Raw genomic sequence first — 21,629 nt, 5'->3', positions numbered from 1 at the left:
CCGCACCGACCCGACCCCGACCCACACCGAGACCCGAAGGACTCCCCATGGAACTGACCACCGTCTGGTTCGCCCTCATCGCCGTGCTGTGGGTCGGCTACTTCTGCCTCGAGGGCTTCGACTTCGGCGTCGGGATGCTGCTGCCCGTGCTGGCCCGCGACGACACCGAGCGGCGGGTGATGATCAACACCGTCGGTCCGGTCTGGGACGGCAACGAGGTGTGGGTGCTGGTCGCGGGCGGCGCCACCTTCGCCGCCTTCCCCGAGTGGTACGCCACGCTCTTCAGCGGGTTCTACCTGCCGCTGCTCCTCATCCTGGTCGCGCTCATCGTCCGCGGCCTGTCCTTCGAGTACCGCCACAAGCGCGACGACGCGACGTGGAAGGCCCGGTGGGACCTCGCGCTCGTCGTCGGCTCGGTCGTGCCGGCGCTGCTGTGGGGCGTCGCCTTCGCCAACATCGCCGCGGGTGTGCCGATCGACGCCGACAAGGAGTTCACCGGCAGCATGCTGACCCTGCTCAACCCGTTCGGCCTCCTGGGCGGGCTCGTCACCCTCACCCTCTTCGCCACGCACGGCGCCATGTTCGTCGCGCTCAAGACCGACGGCGAGATCCGGCACCGGGCGCGGGCCCTCGCCGTCCGCACCGGCTCACTGGCCGCCGTCCTCGCCTCGGTGTTCATGGCCTGGACCCAGGCGAGGACCGGCAACGCCGTGACGGCGGCGGTCTTCTCGGCTGCCGCCCTGGCGCTCGTCGCCGGCCTCGCGGCGGCGCGGGCAGGCCGCGAGGGTTGGGCGTTCCTCGGCACCTTCCTCACCATCGGGCTCGCCGTGGCGGGCCTGTTCCTGGGGCTGTTCCCCGACGTGATGCCGTCGACCACGGACCCGGCGTTCTCGCTGACCACCACCAACGCCGCGTCGACGCCGTACACGCTCGAGGTGATGACGTGGGTCGCCGTGGTGTTCACGCCGATCGTGCTGGGCTACCAGGCCTGGACCTACTGGGTGTTCCGCAAGCGGATCTCGGTGCGCCACATCCCGACACCGGTGCTGGCCGAGGCCCGATGAAGCCGCTCGACCCGGCGGTCCTTCCCCACCTGCGTCCCGCCCGGGCGTCCCTCGCCCTCGTCGCCGCCTGCGGCGTCCTCGGCGGGCTCGCCACGGTCGGCCAGGCCTTCGCGCTCGGGGCGCTGGTCGTCGCTGCGGTCGGTGCCGGCGACTGGCACGGACCGGCGTGGTGGCTGGGCGGCCTCGTGCTCCTGCGCACGGCTACGGCGTACGTCGGCCAGCGCGCGTCCGCACGCGCCGCCGGCGAGGTCTCCGGTGCTCTCCGGTGCCGGCTCCTCGACGCCGCCCGGCACGTCCCGGACCTGTCCCCCGCGCGCCTGGCGGTGCTCGCCACCCGCGGCGTGGCCGGCGTGGAGCCCTACGTCACGCGCTACCTCCCCGCGCTCGTCCCCGCGGCCGTCCTCCCGGTGGTCACGCTCGCGGCCATCACCTGGCTGGACCCGCTGTCCGGGCTCGTCGTGGCGCTGACCCTGCCGCTCGTCCCGGTCTTCGCGGTGCTCGTCGGCCTCACCACCCGCGACCGGGCCCGCACGCAGTGGCGCGCGCTCGAGACGCTGTCGGGCCACTTCCTCGACGTCGTGCGCGGCCTGCCGACGCTGGTCGCGCACCGTCGCGCCGACGCGCAGGTGGCCACGATCCGCTCCGTCACCCACCACCACCGCCGCGCCACCGTCGACACCCTCAAGGTGGCCTTCGCCTCCTCCTCGGTGCTGGAGCTGGTGGCCACGCTGTCGGTGGCCCTCGTCGCCGTCACCGTGGGGCTGCGGCTCGCATCGGGGTCGGTCGACTTCCGGGTCGCGCTCACCGTGCTGCTGCTGGCGCCGGAGGCCTACTGGCCGCTGCGCCGCGTGGGCGCCGAGTTCCACGCCGCGGCGGAGGGCACGGCGGCCCTCGCGGACGCCGACGAGCTGCTGGCCCGCTCGTCAGTGGCCCCGGCCCCCGCCACGAGGCCCGCGTCCACCGCGGTGGTGCTGCACGGCCTCGCCGTCGGGCACGACGCCCCGCTGACCGGCCCGCTCGACCTCGAGCTGCCCGCCCGCGGGCTCGTCGCGGTCTCCGGGCCCTCGGGCTGCGGGAAGTCGACCCTGCTCGCCACCCTCCGTGGCGAGCTGCCGGCACGGGTCGGCGACGTCCTCGTCGGCGGCACGCCCCTCGGCGAGGTGGACCCGCGGTGGTGGCGCGACCAGGTGGCGTGGGCGCCGCAACGACCGTGGCTGCTGGCCGACACCGTCGCGGCCAACGTCCGCCTCGGCGACCCCAATGCAGGCGACGCCGAGGTCTGGGAGGCGCTCGACAGCGTCGGGCTGCGCGAGGTGGTGCGTGCACTGCCGGAGGGCCTGGCGACCCCGCTGGGCGAGGACGGCGCCGGGCTCTCCGCGGGCCAGCGGGCCCGCGTCGCGCTGGCGCGGGTGGTGCTGGCCGGGCGACCGGTCGTCCTGCTCGACGAGCCGAGCGCCCACCTCGACGACGAGACCGAGCAGGTGCTGCTCGACACCGTCGCGCGGCTGGCCCGGACGAGCCTCGTCGTGGTCGTCGCGCACCGGCCCGCCGTGCTCGCCGCCGCCGACCGGGTGGTCCGGCTCGAGCCCGCGGCCGCTGTGGTGGAGGCGGCGGAGCGAACCGCCGCAGCCGCGCCCGTCGCCGACCCCCGCCCGTCCGCGTCGCGCCCCGCACCGGTGCCCGTCGACGACGCCGCGGAGGATGCCGCCCGCCCCCGCTGGGGCATGGCGACCGCGACAGCGCTCGGTGCACTGTCCACCGCGTCCGGGGTCGCACTCACCGCGACGGCGGGCTGGCTCATCACCCGTGCCAGCGAGCAGCCGCCGGTGCTGCACCTGGTCGTCGCGATCGTCGGGGTGCGGCTGTTCGGCCTGGCCCGGCCGGTCCTGCGGCACGCCGAGCGCGTGCTGAGCCACGACGTGGTGCTGCGCGAGCTGGCCGAGCGGCGCGCCCGGGTCTACGCCGACCTCGTCCCGCTGGTGCCGGGCCGGCTCGGCCCGCGTCGCGGCGACCTGCTCACCCAGGTCGTGGACGACGTCGACGCGCTGCTGGACGAGCGGCTGCGGGTGCGCCAGCCGGTCGCGACGGCCGCGCTCGTCGGCGCGGGTGCCGCGGTGCTGGCGGCACTGCTCGACCCGGCCGCCGGCCTCGTCGTGCTCGGGGTGGTGGCGGCGGGCGCCGCCGCCTACCTGCTCGCCCGGCACGGCGCAGCCACCGCGGAGCCGCACGTCCTGGCCCGTCGGGCCGACCTGGCCACGAGGGTCGAGGAGGTGGCCCACGGGGTGAGGGAGCTCGAGCAGTGGGGAGCGACCGACGGGGGCCTCGCGGAGGTGCGGGACGGGTCCACCGCGCTCGCCGAGGCCGGGCACCGCTCCTCCCGAGCCGTGGCGGCCGCCACCGCGCTCACCACGCTCATCGCGGGTCTCGGCGTCGTCGCGGTCGCCGTCCTCGTCGACCCCGGCTCGGTGGGTCCCGCCGTCCTGGCGCTCCTGCTGCTCCTGCCCCTGGCGCTGGCGGACGTCACCGTGGCTCTCGCCGACGCGGGTGCGCTGTCGGTGCGGGCAGCAGCCGCCCGCCGGCGCCTCGACCGGCTCGCCGCCACCGCGCCCGCCGTCACGGACCCCGCCCGGCCACGACCGCTGACCGGTGCCCACGACGTCGAGATGGACCACGTCGCGCTGGGCTGGGCGGACCGCGCGGTCGTGTCGCTGGACCACCTCGGTCTGCGGCCGGGCGAGCACCTCGGCGTCACCGGCCCCAGCGGGTGCGGCAAGTCCACCCTGGCCGCGACCCTGGTCCGCTTCGTCGACCCGGTCGCGGGGCAGGTGTCGCTCGCCGGGACGGACCTGCGGGAGCTGGCGCTCGACGACGTACGCCGCACCGTCGGCCTCGTCGACGACGACCCGCACGTCTTCGCGTCCACCGTGGCGGAGAACGTGCGCCTCGCCCGTCCCGGCGCCACCGACGACGAGGTGCGCGACGCGCTCGAGCGGGCGTGCCTCGGCACGTGGGTGGACGGCCTCCCGGCCGGCATCCACACGCACGTCGGCGCGGGCTCGCGGGAGGTCTCGGGCGGCGAGCGGGCACGGCTGGCGCTGGCCCGCGCGCTGCTGGCGGACGCCCCGGTCCTCGTCCTGGACGAGCCGACGGCCCACCTCGACGGCGCCACCGCGCGGGCCGTGGCCGGCGAGATGCTCGGGGCCGCCGCGCGCGAGGGCCGCTCCGTCGTGTGGATCACCCACGGCACCGTCGGGCTGGAGGCGATGGACCGCGTCGTCCGGCTGGACGCCGACGGGGGTGTCGACGGGGTCGGGCTCAGCCGGCCTCTCGCGGCGAGCGCAGCGGCAGGGTGAAGCGGAACGTGCTGCCCTCGCCGAGCTCGGAGGTCACCGACAGGGTGCCGCCGTGCGACTCGGCGATCCGCTGGGCGATCGGCAGCCCCAGCCCGGTGCCCGGCACCGAGAGGGCGTTGGGGTTGGTGGAGCGGTGGAAGGCGGAGAACACGTGGGCCTGGTCGGTCGCCGAGATGCCGAGACCGGTGTCGGCCACCTCGACGCTGACCTCGTCGTCCCCCACGGTCATCGAGACGGTGACCGAGCCGTCCTCGGGGGTGTACTTCACGGCGTTGTCGACCATGTTGTCGATCACCCGGGCGAGCTCCTCGGGGTCGCCGAAGACCACCACGGGCGTCGACCCGCAGCCGTCGAACGAGAGGCCGACCCCGGACTGCTTGGCGCGGATGCTCAGCAGGTCGACGCTCGCCTCGCACAGCTCGGCGAGGTCGACGGCCCGGCGCACGGTCTCGCGCCGGCCCTGGATCCGGGAGTAGTGCAGCAGGTTGGCCACGAGGTTGTTGAGGCGGCCGGCGTTGCGGATGATCGCGTCGACCGAGCTCAGGTCGGGGTAGCGGTCGGCGATCAGCTCGGCGTGCCCCAGGATCGCGGTCAACGGGGTCTTCAGCTCGTGGGAGATGGTGGCGATGAGCTCGCTGCGGTAGCGCGCGAGCTCGCGCAGCTCCTGGACCAGGCGCTGCTCGGTCTCCAGCACGCGGGAGGCACGCACCGCCTGGGCGAGGAGCCGGCCCACCTCCAGCACCGCGTCGGCCTGGGCGGGCGTCAAGGCCCGGGCGTCGCGCAGGAAGCCGAGGACCAGGTAGCCCACGAGGTCGTCCTGGGAGACCAGCGGGCACACGACGACCCGGTCCACGGCCGTGCCGCGCATCAGCTGCTGGAGGCGTTCGGCGCTGCGGGGCAGCAGGGACGAGCCGGCGTCGCGCACGCCCACCTCGACCAGCACGGGGAGGTCCTCGATGGCCGTGAGCTCCTCGCGCAGCTCCGGCACGAAGTGCTCCGGGGCGTACGGGCGCGGGGCCCCGACGCCCAGCTGGCTGCCCTGGGCGTCGGTGGGGAAGGTCCGCACCCACCCCTGCGCGGCACCCAAGGCCTCGGTGACCGAGGCGACGGCCGTGCCGAGCGCCTCGGCGAGGTCGTGGAGCGTGGCGGTGCCGGCCACCGTCGCCAGCATCCGGTCCAGCAGCACCCGGTCGGTGAGGCGCTCGCGCTCGCGGGCGTTGGACAGGGCCACCCCGGCCTGCACGGCGAACATCTCCAGCAGCTCGCGGTCGGCCCCGTCGGGGACCCGGCCGTCGGCAGGCAGGTCGACGGCCATGTTGCCGAGGAGCTCACCGCTGGCGGAGTAGAGCGGGGCGTACAGCGCGTGCTGGGGGTGCCACGCGTCCGGGTCGTCGTGGGTCTCGAGCTGCGGGATCCACGCGGCGCGCAGGCGCTCTTCCGACATCCGTCCCGCCGGGACGAACCGGAGGATCCCCCACTTGTCGGCCTCGCGGAACTCGTCGAGGATCTGCTCGGCCGGCGTCCGCCGGTGGAGGATCTCCTCCACCACCTCGGGCGGCCCGGCGACGTTGGTCATCACCAGGACGTCGCCCTCGAGGCGGGCGATGGCCGCGACGCCGTAGCCCAGCACGTCGACGACGCCGTGGGCGATCTCCTCGAGGATCGACTCGGTGTCGGTGGAGGAGTTGACGCGCCGCATCAGCTCCGCCAGACGGCTCAGCGCACCCTGGTTGCGCGGCATGCCCACCTCCCCACGAGGACAGGGCCCACTCCTACCTCAAGGGGATCGTAGGGCCGTCACGCCTCGATCACCACAGGGACGATCATCGGACGTCGGCGGTGGGCACGGTTGACCCAGCGACCGACGACCCGCCGCACGGTCTGCTGCAGCTGGTAGGAGTCGTTGGCGCCGTCCGCGACCGCGGAGTTGATGGCGTCGATGATCGGCTGCCGGATCTCGTCGAAGGTGGCCTCCTCCTCGGCGAACCCGCGTGCGTGGATCTCCGGGCCCGACACGACCTTGCCGGTCACCGAGTCGACCACGACGATGACGGACAGGAAGCCCTCCTCGCCCAGGATGCGGCGGTCCTTCATCGAGGCCTCGGAGATGTCGCCGATGGTGGTGCCGTCGACGAAGACGTATCCCACCTCCACCTTGCCGACGATCTTGGCGACGCCGTCGACGAGGTCGACGACGACGCCGTCCTCGGCCACGACGACGTTCTGGACGCCCGTCGCGCGGGCCAGGTCGGCGTTGGCGCGCATGTGGCGGAACTCGCCGTGCACCGGCATCACGTTGCGCGGCTTGACGATGTTGTAGCAGTAGAGGAGCTCGCCGGCGCTGGCGTGGCCGGACACGTGCACCAGGGCGTTGCCCTTGTGCACCACGTTGGCGCCCAGGCGCGAGAGCCCGTTGATGACGCGGTAGACGGCGTTCTCGTTGCCCGGGATCAGCGAGCTCGCCAGGACGACGGTGTCGCCCTCCTCGAGGTGCACGAAGGAGTGGCTCCGCTGCGCGATCCGGCTCAGAGCCGAGAGCGGCTCGCCCTGGGACCCGGTGGAGATCAGCACCTGCCTCTCCGGGGGCAGGTCGGCGAGCTCCTTGGCCTCGACCATCACCCCGGGCGGCACGGTGAGGTAGCCGAGCTCCTGGGCGATGGCCATGTTGCGCACCATCGAGCGGCCGACGTAGCCGACCTTGCGCCCGTGCGCGACGGCGACGTCGAGCACCTGCTGGACACGGTGCACGTGCGAGGCGAAGCAGGCCACGATGATCCGCTGGTCGCTCTTGGCGAAGACCCCCTCGAGGACCGGGGAGATGTCCTTCTCGGACGTGGTGAAGCCCGGCACCTCGGCGTTGGTCGAGTCGGTGAGGAACAGGTCGACACCCTCGTCGCCGAGGCGGGCGAACTCGTTGAGGTCGGTGATCCGGCCGTCGAGCGGGAGCTGGTCCATCTTGAAGTCGCCGGTGTGCAGCACGACGCCGGCGCCGGTGCGGATCACGACCGCGAGGGCGTCCGGGATGGAGTGGTTGACCGCGACGAACTCAAGCACGAACGGGCCGAAGGTGATCGTCTGGCCCTCGGCGACCTCGTACTGCGCCGTCTCCCGGAGCCGGTGCTCGCGCAGCTTGGAGCCGAGCAGCGCCAGGGTCAGCTTGGAGCCCACCAGTGGGATGTCGCCGCGCTCGCGCAGGAGGTAGGGCGTCGCGCCGATGTGGTCCTCGTGCCCGTGGGTCAGCACGAGCGCCTCGACCGCGTCGAGCCGCTCCCGGATCGGCTCGAAGTCGGGGAGGATCAGGTCGACGCCGGGGTGGTGGTCCTCGGGGAAGAGGACGCCGCAGTCGACGAGCAGCAGCCGGCCGTCGTACTCGAAGGCGGTCATGTTGCGACCGACCTCGCCCAGCCCTCCGAGCGGGATGACCCGGAGGCCTCCGGCCTGGAGGGGGGCGGGCGCGCTCAGGTCGGGGTGGGGATGGCTCAAGGGTTTCCTCGGTTCGTCGGAGAGCTGGCTCTCGGTCTGGATGTCACTGCCTGTCACAGGAGGCCGGCGGCGGCGAGCCCGGCACGCAGGGCGCCGACCTCGTCGTCGTCCAGGGCGACCAGTGGGCCGCGGACGCGGCGGTTGTCGAGCACGCCGAGCAGCTCGAGGGCTGCCTTGGCGGTGGTGGCTCCGTAGTTGGGGACGCCCATTACGGCGTCGAAGGCCGGGAGCAGCGAGGTGTGCACCCGCAGCGCCTCGGCGTGGTCCCCACGGACCCAGGCGTCGAGCATCGACGCGAGCTGGTGGCCGGCCGCGTGGGCCACGACCGACACCAGCCCCACACCGCCGTAGGCGAGGTAGCCGAGCGTGGCGACGTCGTCGCCGGAGTAGACGGCGTAGCCCATCTCGGTGAGCTGGGCGGTGCGCGGCAGGAGGCCTGAGGCGTCCTTGACCGACACGACGTGGTCGTAGGCGCGCAGCGCCTCGTAGGTCTCGAGCTCGATCAGCGTGGCGGTGCGGCCGGGCACGTCGTAGAGCATGACCGGGAGGTCGGTCGCCTCAGCGACGGAGGTGAAGTGGTGGCGCAGGCCGACCTGGCCCGGCTTGTTGTAGTAGGGGCTGACGAGCAGCACCCCGTCGACCCCGACCTTCTCCGCCTGGCGCGCCAGCTCGACCGAGTGGGCGGTCGCGTTGGTGCCGACGCCCGCGATGACGGTGGCGCGGTCGCCGACCGCGTCCTGGACCGCCCGCAGGATCTCGGCGTCCTCGGCCACCGACGTCGTGGGGCTCTCCCCCGTCGTGCCGCTGACCACGACGCCGTCGTTGCCGTGGTCGACCAGGTGCGCGGCGATCCGGGCCGTGCCGTCAAGGTCGACCGAGCCGTCCTGGTGGAACGCGGTGGCCATCGCCGTGAGCAGGCGGCCGAACGGGACGTTGGAGCTCATGGTCGAAGGTTATCGCTCCTGCCTCGTCGAGCGGTCGGCGGCGAGCCGCTCCGCGTGGCCCTACGCTGGGGCATGGCCTACGACGAGCTGCTGGCGCAGCGCATCCACGACCTGCTCGACGGCGAGCCCGGGCTGACCTCGCGCAGGATGTTCGGCGGTCTCGGCTTCATGCTCGACGGCCACATGGCGGTGGCGGCGGGCAGCGCCGGGGCGCTCATGGTCCGCGTCGACCCGGCCCGCGGCCAGGAGTGGGTCGACGGCGAGGCCGTACGACCGATGGAGATGCGCGGCCGCGAGCTCGACGGCTGGCTGCTGGTCTCCGGCGAGGCGCTGGCCGACGACGACCGGCTCCGGTTGTGGGTCGGGCGTGGCGCGGCCCACGTGCGGACGCTGCCGCCGAAGTGACGTCCGGGCCCGCCTAGCGCACGACGAGGCGGAACTGGCGGCGGACCGAGGTGTCCCCCGCCGTGAGCACCGTGGCGAAGCGGCCCACCGTGCGCTTGCGCACCGTGCCCGTGATGACGATCCGGTCGCCGACGACGCGCCACGTCAGACCCTGCGGCAGGCGCCAGTCGACCCGGGCCTCGGAGACGGGTCCGGTGAACCGGATCTCGGCGTGGTACTTCCGGCCGTGCCGGGCGCGGGGAAGGCTGGTGGTCGCGAAGCCGATGGCCGCGCCGGTGCCCGCGTGCGTCGCCGCCGGGGTGCCGGGGCTGGGCGCGGGGGTCGACGGCGGGGTCGCGGGGGCCTGGCCGGTGGGCTGGGTCGGCGCGGGCGTCGAGGTCGGCGTCGAGGTCGGCGTCGAGGTCGGCGTCTGGGTCGGGGGCTGGGTCGGGAGCTGGGTCGGGTCGGGCGCCGGGTTGTTGGCCGTCGGCGTCGGCAGGCCGTCGCGGAGGGAGACCGTGTAGGTCCCGATCGACCCGTAGTCGCTGTAGCGCCCGGGCTCGGCGGGGTCGCCGTGCCCGACACCGTCGACGACCGCGGTGTAGGTCACGGACCCCGGCGCCAGGTCGGCGGCCCAGGTGGCGGCCATGGACTGGTCGGACGCCACGTCCGCGACCGGGTCGACCGTCGCGACGGTGCGTCCGAGCGGGTCGAGGACGGTCAGCCGCACGTCGAGGTTCGAGAAGCCGTCCGGGCCGGCGACCTCGAGGGTCGTCGGGCCGTCGGCTGTGAAGGTGAACGCGTCGGTGTCCGTGCGCGAGGTGATGAGGCCGGCCGTCGTGGTCCCGGTGGAGATCCGGGTGGCGCCGGTCCGGGTGCCGGCGTGGTCGTCGGCGAGGAGCGGGGCGGTCCGGGCGATGATCGCCACGTCGTCCTCGACGTTGTCGGCGCCGGCGTACTCCCCGCTGGACCAGTGCGAGGCGCGGCGGTTGTAGGAGGCGCCCATGATCGGGGCCCACCCCTTGGCGCCGACGTGGTAGTCCGACGTGGCGGTGCCGTCGTGGCTCAGGCCGAAGGTGTGGCCGACCTCGTGGCTGATGACCTGGCCGAGGTTGTCGCCACCGGTCCCGGCGCCGTTGGTGAAGATGAAGGCCGGCTGGGCGTTGTTGCCTCCCGGGTTGCCGAAGACGCCGACGTACGCCGAGCCGCCGCAGCCGCAGCCCGCTCCGACGGAGTTGGTGGGCGTGACGACGACGTGCATGCCGTAGGTCGGGTCGGTGGCGCTGCTGCGGGTCAGGGCCGACGCGGCCGGCTCGCGGGTCGTGACGTTGACGTCGAACGGCGCGTAGTCCTCGGACACGACCCGCCACGCGAGGAGGACCTGGGCCCGCTCGACGTCGCTCAGGGTCGTCCGGTCGGCGTCGATGGAGTAGGCGGGCGAGACGATCTGCTCACCGCTCCTCCAGCGCGTGCCGGCCTCGGTCGAGCCGTCGAAGTCGAGGTAGATGGTGCGGGCCGAGCCCGGTCGCGACGACAGGTCGAGGACGTCGTCGGGCACGCCCTGCTGGAGCGCGGCGTCCGCGACGACCCGCTCGCCCTCGGGCGCGGCCTCGTCGACGACGAAGACCTGGGCGCACCGGTCGATCCACACCGAGTCGTCCTCGACGAGGTGGTCCAGCTCGTCAGCGGTGAGCGCGTTGCGCACCCGCACCAGCGCCGCGCTGACGCCGGAGTCGAGCGCGGCGTCGAGCCGGACGGGAGCGGTCAGCGAGCCCACGGCGCAGGCGAGGTCGTCGACGGTGCCCGCCTCCGCGGCCGTCGCCGTGGCGAGGCTCGAGCCGACGACCGCGACAGCCACGAGGGCTCGCACGACGAAGGAGGGGCGGTACGACCGATCGGACACGATAGATGTTTCCTTGCTCTGGAATCAGTGGTCCGAAGTGGACAGGACCATTGATACCGAGCACAGATCCACTCGATCTGCACAGCGGAGTAGCGCTGGGCTACCTGTTGGTAATTGTGCTCAGGATCACCGGGAGCACGTGGTGCTCGAGCATCGGGGCGAGGTCGTCGGGGTGGTCGCGCAGCGGCGTCCACCGCACCTCGGCGATCTCCGCGGACGCGACCGGCTCGGCGTCGGACTCCACCCAGAACACCGTGGAGTGGAGGGTGTGGCCGGGCTCGTTGGCCGCCTCGGAGAGGAACTCGCCGAGCAGCGTCGCCGACTCGATGGCGAGGCCGACCTCCTCAAGCGTCTCGCGCAGCGCGGCGTCCCGCGCCGACTCCCCCGGCTCGAGCTTCCCGCCGACCAGCATGAAGCGCTGGGTCCCGCGCTTGCGCACCGTGAGGACGCAGCCGTCACGGACCAGGGCCACCGCGGCGACGACGATGTGCCGCTCCGCGGGTCGTCCTGCTGTCGATGCCCCTGGCTCCTGCACGCGACCGAGACTGCCACGCCCGCGCCCGGGGCCCGACATCGCGTCACGCCTCAGGCGAGGGCCGCCACCAGCGCGGCGTACGTCGTGCCCTCGTCTCCCTCGACCGAGTCCACGACGAGCGTGCCGGGGCGGTCCTCGACGAGGGCGGACAGCCGGCGCACGTAGTCGCCCAGGAGCGCGTCGCCGCCCGCCTCGGCGACCAGGCGCCGCACCTCGTCGTGCCACGGGTCGTCGCCGGAGCGCCGCCGGAAGCGCTCACCGGCGGCGCGGCCGGTGCGCGCGGAGGGATCACGCAGCACCACGTGCTGGAACGAGGCGCCCGCCCCGCGGGCGACCTCGGCGAAGGCGTCGAGCTCGCCCGGGTCGGCGATGAGCTGGGGCAGCACGACGTCACCAGCGGCCAGGTAGCCGGCGATCAGCCCCTGCGCGGCGGGTCGGACGGCCGCGCCGACCTCGACGAAGGAGGTGCGCCAGCCGCCGACCCAGGTCCGCAGCAGGTCGATGTCGCACACGAGCGTGCCGGGGCGCTCGGCGGCCCAGCGGCGGGCGAGGGTGGACTTGCCGACGCCCGGCAGGCCGTTGAGGAGGACCGGGCGGGTCACTGGCCGAGCGCCCGGCGCACGGCGTCGAGCGCGGCGTCGTCGGAGAGCCCGAGCGACCGCACCGCCGAGACGTACGACGACGCGGCCGCGCGGACGGAGCTCGAGACCCCGCGCCCGGCGACGTACGTCCCGGCGCGCCCGCGCGTCTCCACGACGCCGAGCGCCTCGAGCTCCTTGTAGGCGCGGGCCACGGTGTTGGCCGCGAGGTCGAGCGACGTCGCCAGCGCGCGCACGGCGGCAGGCGGGAGCCGGCGGGCAGCTCGCCGGAGTCGACCTGCGCGCGGATGCCCTCGCGCACCTGCTCGAAGGGCGGCACGCCGGATGCGGGGTCGACGCGGAGGGGCAGCTCGGGCGTGCTCACGTCGCCGGGTCCACGCGCTCGAGCCAGACCCACTCGCAGCCCTCGCCCACCTCGCGGCGCACCTCGACCCACTCGTCGCGGGGGTAGTCGGGGTAGAACGCGTCGCCCTCGGGTGCCGCGTCGACCTCGGTGAGCACCTGGTGGGTGGCGAGGGGCAGGACGAGGGAGTAGATCTCGCCGCCCCCGGCGACCATCACGTCGCCGGGGAGCTCCGCCGCCAGGGCGAAGGCCTGCTCGAGCGAGTGCGCGACCAGCACGCCCTCGAAGCCCGGGTCGAAGGACGCGTCGCGGGTCACCACCACCGTGGCCCGTCCCGGGAGCGGTCGCCCGATCGAGTCCCAGGTGCGCCGGCCCATCACCAGCGTGTGCCCGAGCGTCTCGCGCTTGAAGTGCGCGAAGTCGTGGGGCAGGTGCCACGGGATCTCGCCGCCGGCGCCGATCACGCGGTTGCGCGCGTGGGCGGCGACGAGCACCACCCGCTGGCCGGGACGGGGCGAGCCCGAGGCGCCCTCAGACCGCAATGGGGGCCTTGATGCCGGGGTGCGGGTCGTAGCCCTCGAGGGCGAGGTCCTCGAGGTCGAAGCCGTCGATCTCGGTGACCGCCGGGTTGAGCACCAGCCGCGGCAGCGGACGCGGGTCGCGGGACAGCTGCAGCCGGGCCTGCTCGACGTGGTTGAGGTAGAGGTGGGCGTCGCCCATCGTGTGCACGAAGTCGCCCACCTCGAGCCCGGTCACCTGGGCGACCATGTGGGTCAGCAGGGCGTAGGAGGCGATGTTGAAGGGCACGCCGAGGAAGGTGTCGGCGGAGCGCTGGTAGAGCTGGCACGACAGCCGGCCGGGGCCGGTGGCGGTGGGCTCGACGTAGAACTGGAACAGCGTGTGGCACGGCGGCAGCGCCATGTCGTCGACGTCGGCGACGTTCCACGCCGAGACGATGTGGCGGCGGGAGTCGGGGTTGGTGCGGATCCCCTCGACGAGCCGCGCGACCTGGTCGACGTGCCGCCCGTCGGGCGTCGGCCACGACCGCCACTGGTAGCCGTAGACCGGTCCGAGGTCGCCGTCCTCGTCGGCCCACTCGTCCCAGATGGTGATGCCGCGGTCCTGCAGCCACTTCACATTGGTGTCGCCGCGCAGGAACCAGAGCAGCTCGCCGAACACCGACCGGGTGTGCACCTTCTTGGTGGTCACCAGCGGGAAGCCCTCGGCGAGGTCGAAGCGCATCTGGTGGCCGAAGACGCTCAGCGTGCCGGTGCCGGTGCGGTCGGTCTTCTCGACGCCCTCGTCGAGGATCCGCTGGAGCAGGTCGAGGTAGGCGCGCACGGGACGACTGTACGACGCGCGCTCAGGTGAGCAGGACAACCTTGCCGGTGGTTCGCCGCCCGGCCAGGGCCCGGTGCGCCTCCGCGGCGTCGGCGAGGGGGAAGCCGGTCGTGGTGGGTCGCCAGGCGCCGGTGCCGAGCCGCTCCACCGCCTCCCGGGCGAGGCCCTGGACCCCGCCCGGACGGGCGAACATCCGCGCGCCGATGGCGGCCGTCACCGCGACACCGCGCTCGAACACGTCCTGCGCCGTCAGCGGCACCGCCTCGCCGGCGGTCCAGCCGAACATGACCAGCCTCCCGCCCGGGGCGACCAGCTCGAACGCGGCCCGACCCACGGCGCCGCCGACGCCGTCGAGGGCCACCGTCACCGGGCGCTCGTCGCCGAGCAGGTCGGACACCTCGCGGGGCCAGCCGGGCTCGAGGTAGTCGACCGGGTGCGCGCCGTACGACGCCACCAGGGCCGACTTCGCCGCACCGCCGGCCACCCCGACGACCCTCGCCCCCGCCTGCACGGCCGCCTGGACCAGCAGCGTCCCGAGCCCACCGGCCGCGCTGGTGACCAGCACCGTGTCGTCCGGGCCGATCGCGGCCTCCTCGAGGATGCCGAGGGCCGTGCGACCGGTCCCCACCATCGCGACGGCGTCGGCCTCGGCCACGTGGTCGGCGAGCGGGAGCAGCGCCGCGGCGGGGGCGAGCGCGCGGGTGGCATAGCCACCGCTGAGGACACCGAGGTGCGCGACCACCCGCCGGCCGAGCCACGACCGGTCGACGTCGGGCCCGACCGCGTCCACGACCCCGGCGACCTCCCGGCCGGGCGTCATGGGCAGCTCGGCCCGCCCGAAGGGGCCGGCGACCCCCTCGCGCAGCGTCGCGTCGAGCAGGTGCACCCCGGCGGCGGTCACGGCGACGCGCACCTGACCCGTCCCTGGGTCCGGCGCCTCGACGTCCTCCAGCACCAGCACCTCCGGGCCGCCGTACGCCCTCTGCACGATCGCCTGCATCATCGTCCGTCCTCGCTCGCTCGTCGCCGACTCGTCCTGGCGGACGCTAGGAGCTCACGTGGACATGAGGTCAAGCGGTGGTCCGATCACGCTCAGGACCGCGGCACCCGCGCCTCCACCAGCACGCACTCGACGTCGAAGGCGAGCCGGGGCTCCAGTGCGTCGTACGCCGAGCGCAGGCGCGCTTGCACGGCGGCGGACTGGGCCCGCCAGAGGACACCGAAGCTGCCGACGGAGGTGAGGCCGGTCCACAGGTCGTGGGCCGGGACGCGCCACGTCCACGCGCGCGTCCCGGCAGCGGTGACGGCGAGGCCGGCCTCGGTGAGGATGCCGGCGAGCCCGTGGGCCGACCGGTCGAAGTCCCGGCCTGGCGGCAGCCGCGGCACCGGCGGGCGGACGGCACCGACGGAGTCGAGCAGCCCGTTCCACATCACCGCCTGAGGCGGTGGGGTGCTCCCCCAGATCGTGGCCCGCACCACCGCCCCGGGCGCCGCGACGCGCGCCAGCTCGCGCGCTCCGGCCCGGGGGTCGTCGACGTGGTTGAGCACGAAGTTGGCGGTCACCGCGTCGAAGCCGGACTCGGCGAGCGGGAGGTCGGGCAGGCCGGCCACCACCACGTCGCCGTCGAGCGCGGTGCCCGCCATCGCCGCCATCGCCGGGTCGGGCTCCACGCCGATCGCGTCGGCGCCGGCGCCGCGCGCGGCGCGCACCAGCTCGCCCGTCCCGCAGCCGACGTCCAGCAGGCGCCCACCCTTCGGCAGGCCGTCGAGGACGGCAGGGATCGCTCCGGCGCACAGGCCGGCGAAGCTCCTCGCGTAGGCCTCCGCCACGCCCGTCCACAGTGCCTCGGCCACGGCTCGGGACCCTAGAGCATCCGGGCGACCGGTCACCGCAGCCGGATGGTCCCGCCGCCCGACTCGACGATGGTCCGCGGCTCGCCGCAGCGGAGGTCGGCCGAGCAGACCACCAGGGCCCGGCGCCCCGACTCCGAGCGGCGTACGGCGTCCTGCCCACCGTCGCGGCGCGAGGAGTCCAGCAGGTGGGCCCATCCGCCACCCGGCACGGGCGCGCTCTGGACCACGACGTCGTAGGCGCCGAGCGCCGGGAGCGGAGGAGCCTCGGGCGGGTCGTCGAGCTGCGCGGGCGGGGCGTCGGTGCCGTGGACGTCACCGTCGGCGTCGACGCGGACGACCTCCCCCGAGCGCAGCCGCGCGGCGGCCCCCGAGCCCCAGGAGACGAACTCCTCGACGCCCGCCAGGCCGACGACCACGTCGTCGAGGTGCAGCTCGTTCTGGGCGTACCAGACCACCGGCAGGGGGTTAGCCTCCCGGCGCACCTCGACCGGTGCCGGCCGGGCGGCCCACCACACCCACCCGGCCGCGAGCAGGGCCGCCACGAGCAGGCCGGCGACGGCCCGCCTGGCGCCGCGGGCGCGGCGGGCGCGTCGGGCCGCCTCCGCCCGGGTCAGCCACTCGGCGGGGGTGTCGCGCGGGTCGAACGGGCGTACGCCGTGCGGGACCGGCTCACCGGGGCGTGCGGGCAGACCGGTGCGCTCACGGAGCTCGGCCCACAGGCTGACGTCGACCTGCTCCTCGCGGACGCGGCGCGACCACGAGCCCCGGCTGGCGAGGAGCGTCTCGGCGACCGCGAGCCGCGCCTCGTCGGGTGGCACGCCCTCGTCCTCGAGGCCGCCCACGAGGTCGGCCCAGCGGGCGTCGAGGTAGCGGGTGAAGTCCGCGTCCGCTCCCATGACCCGTGGTTCGGAGCCGGACCCGGCGTGGATGGGCTCAGGCGCTGAGCGGCATCGGCCCGTAGACCTGCCGCTCGTGCTCGAACAGGGTCACCGCGGCCACGCCGTGCTCGGCCAGCTCGGCCCAGATCTCGCCGACCCACGACTCGGCGTCGCCCTGCGTGCCGAACCGCTCCCCGGAGTAGCCGGCGAGCTCGACGGCCTCGCCCGAGGCGTCCTCGAGGCGCCACCACCACGGCCGCTCGGAGGCCGACGGCGGGCGGAAGGTCGGGGGCTGTCCGGGCAGCACGTCAGGACTCCTTGACAGACGGGTCCACGAACGGCGGCTTGACGAGCTGGAAGATCTCGCGCCGGCCGCGGACGTCGACGCCGACCTGCGCGTCCTCGGCGACCATCGTCGGGATCAGCGCCAGGCCGATGCCCTTCCTGAGCGTCGGGGAGAAGGTGCCGGAGGTGATGTCGGCCAGGGGGATGTCGTGGGTGAGGGTGACCCCCATCCCGGGCCGCGGGATGCCACGGCCGAGGGCGACGAGACCGCGCAGCCGGCGCCTGGGCCCCTCCTCCTTGACCCGGACGACCGCGTCGCGACCCCAGAAGGACTCCTTGTTCCAGCCCACCGCCCACGCGAGCCCGGCCTCGACCGGGTTGGTGTCCAACCCGATGTCCTGGCCGTGCAGCGGGTAGCCCATCTCGGTGCGGAGCGTGTCGCGGGCGCCGAGGCCGCACGCCGTGATGCCGTGCTCGGCGCCGGCGGCCATCAGCGCGTCCCACAGCTCGCCCGCGGCGTCGTTGACGACGACCAGCTCGTAGCCGCGCTCGCCGGTGTAGCCCGTGCGGCACACCACGACGCCGACCCCGGTGTCGTGCAGCTCGGCCTCGACGAAGGACATGTAGCCGTGGCCGGTCGGCAGGCCGACCTTCTCCAGCACCTCGTCCGAGCGGCTGCCCTGGACGGCCAGCACGGCGTAGTCGTCGTGATGGTCGACCACCTTGACGCCCGCGGGTGCGGCGGCCTGCAACCGGCGCACGACCTCGGCGGCGTTGGCGGCGTTGGGGATGAGCAGCACGTGCTCGTCGTCGTGCCAGTAGGCGATCAGGTCGTCGACGATGCCGCCGGACTCGTCGAGGCAGAGGGTGTACTGGGCCTTGCCCGGCTCGATCTTGGCCAGGTCGTTGGAGAGCGTGGCGTTGACGAGCTCGGCAGCGCCCGGACCCGCCACCATCGCCTTGCCGAGGTGGCTCACGTCGAAGACGCCGACGGTCTCGCGGACCGTGGTGTGCTCCTTGACGACCCCGGTCGGGTACTCCAGCGGCATCGACCACCCGCCGAACTCCGCGAACTTGGCTCCGAGGGCCTCGTGGCGGTCATGGAGGGGCGACTGCTTGAGCGTGGCGGCCATGCGCCGAAACCTACCTCAGCGGATCTCGCCACCCGCCCCGCCTCGGGCTCGCCTAGCATGCCCCGGTGACCACGTACTCCCTGCGCACCGCCAGCCCCGCCAAGACCCGAGCCGACGCCGTCGTGGTGGGAGTGGTCGCCGGCGAGAAGGGTCCACGGCTGTGCGACGCGGCGGAGGAGGTCAGCAAGGCCTACGGCCGGCGGCTGGGCCCGTTCCTGTCCACGATGGGCATCACCGGCAAGGCGGGCGAGGCCGTGAAGGCGCCCACCCGCGACGAGGTCAAGGCGCCCCTGCTGGTGTTCGTCGGCCTCGGCGACGACCCCGCCGACCCCGTCGCCGTACGCCGCGCGGCGGGAGTCGCCGCCCGCAGCGTCGCCAACGCGGCGTCGGTCGCCCTCGCCCTGCCGAGCGAGACCCCGGAGCTCGTCGCCGCGGTCGTCGAGGGGCACCGCCTCGGCGGCTACACCTTCACCGCCTACAAGTCAGCGACGAGCGAGTCCACCGGACCCACCGACGTCGTCGTGCTGACCGCCCTGGCACGCCGCGCCGAGGCCGTCGCGGCGCTCGAGTCGGCCGAGGTCCTCGCCGACGCGGTCACCCTCTGCCGCGACTGGGTCAACACCCCGCCCCGCGACTGCACGCCGCCGCTCCTCGCCGACCTGGTCACGGCCGCGCACCAGGAGGTCACCAAGGGCCGCGGCGCCCCCAAGGTCAAGCTGGAGGTGTTCGACCACGAGCAGCTGGCGGAGATGGGCTGCGGCGGCATCCTCAGCGTCGGCGACTCCTCCGCCGCTCCGTCGCGGCTGGTGCGGCTCACGTGGGCGCCGAAGAACGCCGTCGCGCACCTCGCGCTGGTCGGCAAGGGCGTCACCTTCGACTCCGGCGGCCTCACCATCAAGCCGTCGTCCAGCATGCTCAACATGAAGGGCGACATGGCCGGCGCGGCCAGCGTGGTCGCCGCGACCCTCGCCATCGCGCGGCTGGGCCTGCCGGTGAAGGTGACCGCCTTCGCGCCGATGGCGGAGAACATGGTCTCGGCCACCTCGACGCGTCCCGGCGACGTGATCACGATGCACAACGGCACGACCGTCGAGATCGCCAACACCGACGCCGAGGGCCGCATGCTGCTCGGCGACGCGCTGTCGATGGCCGTGCAGGAGCAGCCCGACGTGGTGGTCGACATCGCCACCCTGACCGGCCACATGCAGCTGGCGCTCGGCGACAAGGTCGGCGCGGTGATGGGCACCGACGACCAGGTCCCCGCCGTCCTCGCCGCGGGCGTGGCCGCGGGCGAGCAGCACTGGCCCATGCCGATCCCCGAGGAGATGTCGGAGCGGATCACCAGCTCCAAGGTCGCCGACCTGCTCCAGCACGACTGGGTGCGGTGGGGTGGTGGTCTCTACGCCTCGGCGTTCCTGCGCGAGTTCACCGGCGGGCTGCCGTGGGCGCACCTCGACATCGCCGGCAAGGAGATCAACACCGGCGGTCCCTACGGCCACGTCCCCTCGGGCGCGACCGGGTTCGGCGTCACCACGCTCGTCGCGTTCGCTCGGTCGCTGGCCGAGGGCTGACCGGCCGGGGTCAGATCCCCTCGGCCTTCTTGCGCTTGTTGTAGTCGCGCATCCGCTGCGGCACGCCGACCACGGCGGCGTCGTAGGACGGCACGCGGTTGCGGTTGGCGAAGTCGTGGGCCCACTTCACGCTCGGCACCCGGCGGCGCGTCCACTCACCGTCGTGGGCCACCAGCAGGATGGTCACGTCGCTCACCGCGGTGCGAGGCTCGACGAACCCCTCGACCCCCTGCCGCGTGGTGACGAAGGCCTCGAGATGGCGCACGTCGTCGCCGTCGGAGGCGCGCACGCGGGTGGAGCCGGTGCGCGCGGCGTCCTGCGCCGGACGACTGGTGCGCCCCTTGCGCCGGAATCGGTCGAACATGCCCATGGCGGACATTCTGCCGGAGCCTGCCCACCGCCCCCGCCGTTCGGCGTCCGGTTCCACCTTTCGGCTGACGTCCGGGCTGACCCTGACCCGGTGTGGACAGCCTCACAAAGAGTGCAAAGATGGACGCGCCCGGACCCGGGATCTCGACGGGCCCGCGGTGGATCGGCAGGGACGAGTCGAAGTGTGGAGGGACATCTGTGGCGGACGGTGAGTACGACGTACTCGTCCTCGGGGCTGGTTCGGGCGGTTACGCCTGTGCCCTGCGGGCGGCCCAGCTGGGGCTGACGGTCGGACTGGTCGAGAAGGGCAACCTCGGCGGCACCTGCCTCCACGTGGGCTGCATCCCGACCAAGGCCCTGCTCCACGCCGCGGAGGTCGCCGACTCGGCCCGCGACGCCGCCAGGTTCGGCGTCCACGCCAGCCTCGACGGGATCGACATGGTCGGCGTGAACTCCTACAAGGACAAGGTCGTGGACCGGCTCTTCAAGGGCCTCACCGGTCTCATCAAGTCCCGCGGCATCACCGTGATCGAGGGCACCGGCACGCTGACCGGCCCGCGCACCGTGACCGTCGACGGCACCGAGCACACCGGCAGGACCGTCGTGCTCGCCTCCGGCTCCTACAGCAGGACGCTGCCCGGCCTCGAGGTCGACGGCGAGAAGGTCATCACCTCCGAGCAGGCGCTCCGGCTCGACCGGGTCCCCGCCTCCGTGATCGTGCTCGGCGGCGGTGTCATCGGCTGCGAGTTCGCCAGCGTGTGGAGGTCTTTCGGCGCCGACGTCACGATCATCGAGGCCCTGCCACGCCTCGTGGCCGCCGAGGACGAGGCCTCCTCCAAGGCCCTCGAGCGGGCCTTCCGCAAGCGCGGCATCACCTTCCTCACCGGCACGCCGTTCCAGAGCGTCAAGACCACCGACACGGGCGTCGCGGTCACCGTGGAGGGCGGCGACGTCGTCGAGGCCGAGCTGCTGCTCGTCGCGGTCGGCCGCGGACCGTCCACCGACGGCCTGGGCTACGCCGAGCAGGGCGTCGAGATGGAGCGCGGCTTCGTCCTCACCGACGAGCGCTGCCGCACCAACGTCGAGGGCGTCTACGCCGTCGGCGACATCGTCCCGGGGCTGCAGCTGGCCCACCGTGGCTTCCAGCAGGGCATCTTCGTCGCCGAGGACATCGCCGGCCTCGACCCGCAGCCCGTCGACGAGACCGGCATCCCGCGGGTGACGTACTCCCACCCCGAGATCGCCTCCGTCGGCCTCGACGAGGCGCGGGCCCGTGAGCTGCACGGCGACGCGGTCACCACGGTGACCTACGACCTCGGCGGCAACGGCAAGAGCCAGATCCTGCAGACCCAGGGCTTCGTCAAGCTGGTCGGCCTCACCGACGGCCCCGTGCTCGGCGTCCACATGGTGGGAGACCGCGTCGGTGAGCTCATCGGCGAGGCGCAGCTCATCTACAACTGGGAGGCGCACGCCGACGACGTCGCCCCGTTGGTGCACGCGCACCCGACGCAGAACGAGGCCCTCGGTGAGGCGCACCTGGCCCTCGCCGGCAAGCCGCTGCACGCCCACTCCTGACACCTGAACCCCACC

20 protein-coding genes are annotated in these 21,629 nt (G+C 74.1%); 5 read left to right on the top strand and 15 right to left on the bottom strand.

Annotated features, from left to right (window positions below; genetic code table 11):
- Positions 1-47 precede the first annotated feature (47 nt).
- Both cydB and cydD read left to right on the top strand, forming a co-directional pair.
- Complete coding sequence (gene cydB, locus SHK17_RS08625) at positions 48-1,064, top strand: cytochrome d ubiquinol oxidase subunit II (RefSeq protein ID WP_322921760.1); 1,017 nt, start codon at positions 48-50, stop codon at positions 1,062-1,064.
- A complete protein-coding gene (gene cydD, locus SHK17_RS08620) occupies positions 1,061-4,417 on the top strand; it encodes a thiol reductant ABC exporter subunit CydD (RefSeq protein ID WP_322921759.1) in 3,357 nt (1,118 codons plus the stop codon). Before cydB ends, cydD begins: the two co-directional genes overlap by 4 nt.
- Here cydD and SHK17_RS08615 read toward each other — a convergent pair.
- The 3 genes from SHK17_RS08615 to dapA are packed head-to-tail and all read right to left on the bottom strand — an operon-like array spanning position 4,380 to position 8,844.
- On the bottom strand, positions 4,380-6,158 hold the full coding sequence (locus tag SHK17_RS08615; RefSeq protein ID WP_172273141.1) for a GAF domain-containing sensor histidine kinase: 1,779 nt from the start codon (positions 6,156-6,158) through the stop codon (positions 4,380-4,382). The two genes, cydD and SHK17_RS08615, sit on opposite strands and share 38 nt — an antisense overlap.
- A 56-nt stretch (positions 6,159-6,214) precedes the next feature.
- Entirely contained in the window at positions 6,215-7,900 is a 1,686-nt protein-coding gene (locus SHK17_RS08610; protein ID WP_172273144.1) for a ribonuclease J, read from the bottom strand.
- 53 nt (positions 7,901-7,953) lie between these two features.
- A complete protein-coding gene (gene dapA, locus SHK17_RS08605; protein ID WP_322921758.1) occupies positions 7,954-8,844 on the bottom strand; it encodes a 4-hydroxy-tetrahydrodipicolinate synthase in 891 nt (296 codons plus the stop codon).
- A gap of 72 nt (positions 8,845-8,916) precedes the next feature.
- On the opposite strand from dapA, the gene SHK17_RS08600 reads away from it, so the two are divergent.
- Positions 8,917-9,249 (top strand): TfoX/Sxy family protein, encoded by a 333-nt coding sequence (locus SHK17_RS08600; RefSeq protein ID WP_172273150.1) that lies wholly within the window; start codon positions 8,917-8,919, stop codon positions 9,247-9,249.
- A 13-nt stretch (positions 9,250-9,262) separates the two neighbouring features.
- Here SHK17_RS08600 and SHK17_RS08595 read toward each other — a convergent pair whose 3' ends face one another.
- From SHK17_RS08595 to gcvT, 11 genes are all read right to left on the bottom strand, one after another.
- Positions 9,263-11,131 carry a M12 family metallo-peptidase gene (locus tag SHK17_RS08595; protein ID WP_322921757.1) on the bottom strand — a complete coding sequence of 623 codons (1,869 nt, stop codon included), beginning with the start codon at positions 11,129-11,131 and terminating at the stop codon, positions 9,263-9,265.
- Positions 11,132-11,231: 100 nt separating this feature from the next.
- Complete coding sequence (locus SHK17_RS08590) at positions 11,232-11,666, bottom strand: NUDIX hydrolase (protein WP_322921756.1); 435 nt, start codon at positions 11,664-11,666, stop codon at positions 11,232-11,234.
- 50 nt (positions 11,667-11,716) lie between these two features.
- Positions 11,717-12,268: an AAA family ATPase gene (locus SHK17_RS08585; protein WP_322921755.1), complete on the bottom strand. Its 552-nt coding sequence runs from the start codon at positions 12,266-12,268 to the stop codon at positions 11,717-11,719.
- A complete protein-coding gene (locus SHK17_RS08580) occupies positions 12,265-12,501 on the bottom strand; it encodes a GntR family transcriptional regulator (protein ID WP_405030399.1) in 237 nt (78 codons plus the stop codon). The genes SHK17_RS08585 and SHK17_RS08580 overlap by 4 nt, the downstream gene beginning before the upstream one ends.
- Before the next feature lie 124 nt (positions 12,502-12,625).
- A complete protein-coding gene (locus SHK17_RS08575) occupies positions 12,626-13,150 on the bottom strand; it encodes a dihydrofolate reductase (RefSeq protein WP_322921754.1) in 525 nt (174 codons plus the stop codon).
- Complete coding sequence (locus tag SHK17_RS08570; protein ID WP_172273165.1) at positions 13,140-13,949, bottom strand: thymidylate synthase; 810 nt, start codon at positions 13,947-13,949, stop codon at positions 13,140-13,142. Before SHK17_RS08570 ends, SHK17_RS08575 begins: the two co-directional genes overlap by 11 nt.
- A gap of 22 nt (positions 13,950-13,971) precedes the next feature.
- Positions 13,972-14,952, bottom strand: coding sequence for a zinc-binding dehydrogenase (locus SHK17_RS08565; RefSeq protein ID WP_322921753.1), 981 nt, complete (start codon positions 14,950-14,952; stop codon positions 13,972-13,974).
- Between the two features lie 89 nt (positions 14,953-15,041).
- Entirely contained in the window at positions 15,042-15,803 is a 762-nt protein-coding gene (locus SHK17_RS08560) for a class I SAM-dependent methyltransferase (protein ID WP_322921752.1), read from the bottom strand.
- 32 nt (positions 15,804-15,835) lie between these two features.
- Positions 15,836-16,699, bottom strand: coding sequence for a hypothetical protein (locus tag SHK17_RS08555; protein WP_322921751.1), 864 nt, complete (start codon positions 16,697-16,699; stop codon positions 15,836-15,838).
- A 37-nt stretch (positions 16,700-16,736) separates the two neighbouring features.
- Positions 16,737-16,988 carry a hypothetical protein gene (locus SHK17_RS08550; protein ID WP_322424004.1) on the bottom strand — a complete coding sequence of 84 codons (252 nt, stop codon included), beginning with the start codon at positions 16,986-16,988 and terminating at the stop codon, positions 16,737-16,739.
- Position 16,989: 1 nt separating this feature from the next.
- On the bottom strand, positions 16,990-18,099 hold the full coding sequence (gene gcvT / locus SHK17_RS08545) for a glycine cleavage system aminomethyltransferase GcvT (protein ID WP_322921750.1): 1,110 nt from the start codon (positions 18,097-18,099) through the stop codon (positions 16,990-16,992).
- A 65-nt stretch (positions 18,100-18,164) separates the two neighbouring features.
- Here gcvT and SHK17_RS08540 point away from each other — a divergent pair, with 65 nt between their 5' ends.
- Positions 18,165-19,670 (top strand): leucyl aminopeptidase, encoded by a 1,506-nt coding sequence (locus SHK17_RS08540; RefSeq protein WP_322921749.1) that lies wholly within the window; start codon positions 18,165-18,167, stop codon positions 19,668-19,670.
- A 10-nt stretch (positions 19,671-19,680) separates the two neighbouring features.
- On the opposite strand, the gene SHK17_RS08535 is transcribed toward SHK17_RS08540, so the two are convergent.
- Entirely contained in the window at positions 19,681-20,040 is a 360-nt protein-coding gene (locus SHK17_RS08535; protein WP_172273180.1) for a hypothetical protein, read from the bottom strand.
- A gap of 197 nt (positions 20,041-20,237) precedes the next feature.
- Here SHK17_RS08535 and lpdA point away from each other — a divergent pair, with 197 nt between their 5' ends.
- Complete coding sequence (gene lpdA, locus SHK17_RS08530) at positions 20,238-21,614, top strand: dihydrolipoyl dehydrogenase (RefSeq protein WP_322424002.1); 1,377 nt, start codon at positions 20,238-20,240, stop codon at positions 21,612-21,614.
- Positions 21,615-21,629: the final 15 nt, after the last annotated feature.

It is taken from the genome of Nocardioides renjunii (assembly GCF_034661175.1).
GTDB lineage: Bacteria > Actinomycetota > Actinomycetes > Propionibacteriales > Nocardioidaceae > Nocardioides > Nocardioides renjunii.
Note: the sequence above shows the minus strand (reverse complement) of the source record. Positions and strands in the feature narration are given on the sequence as shown.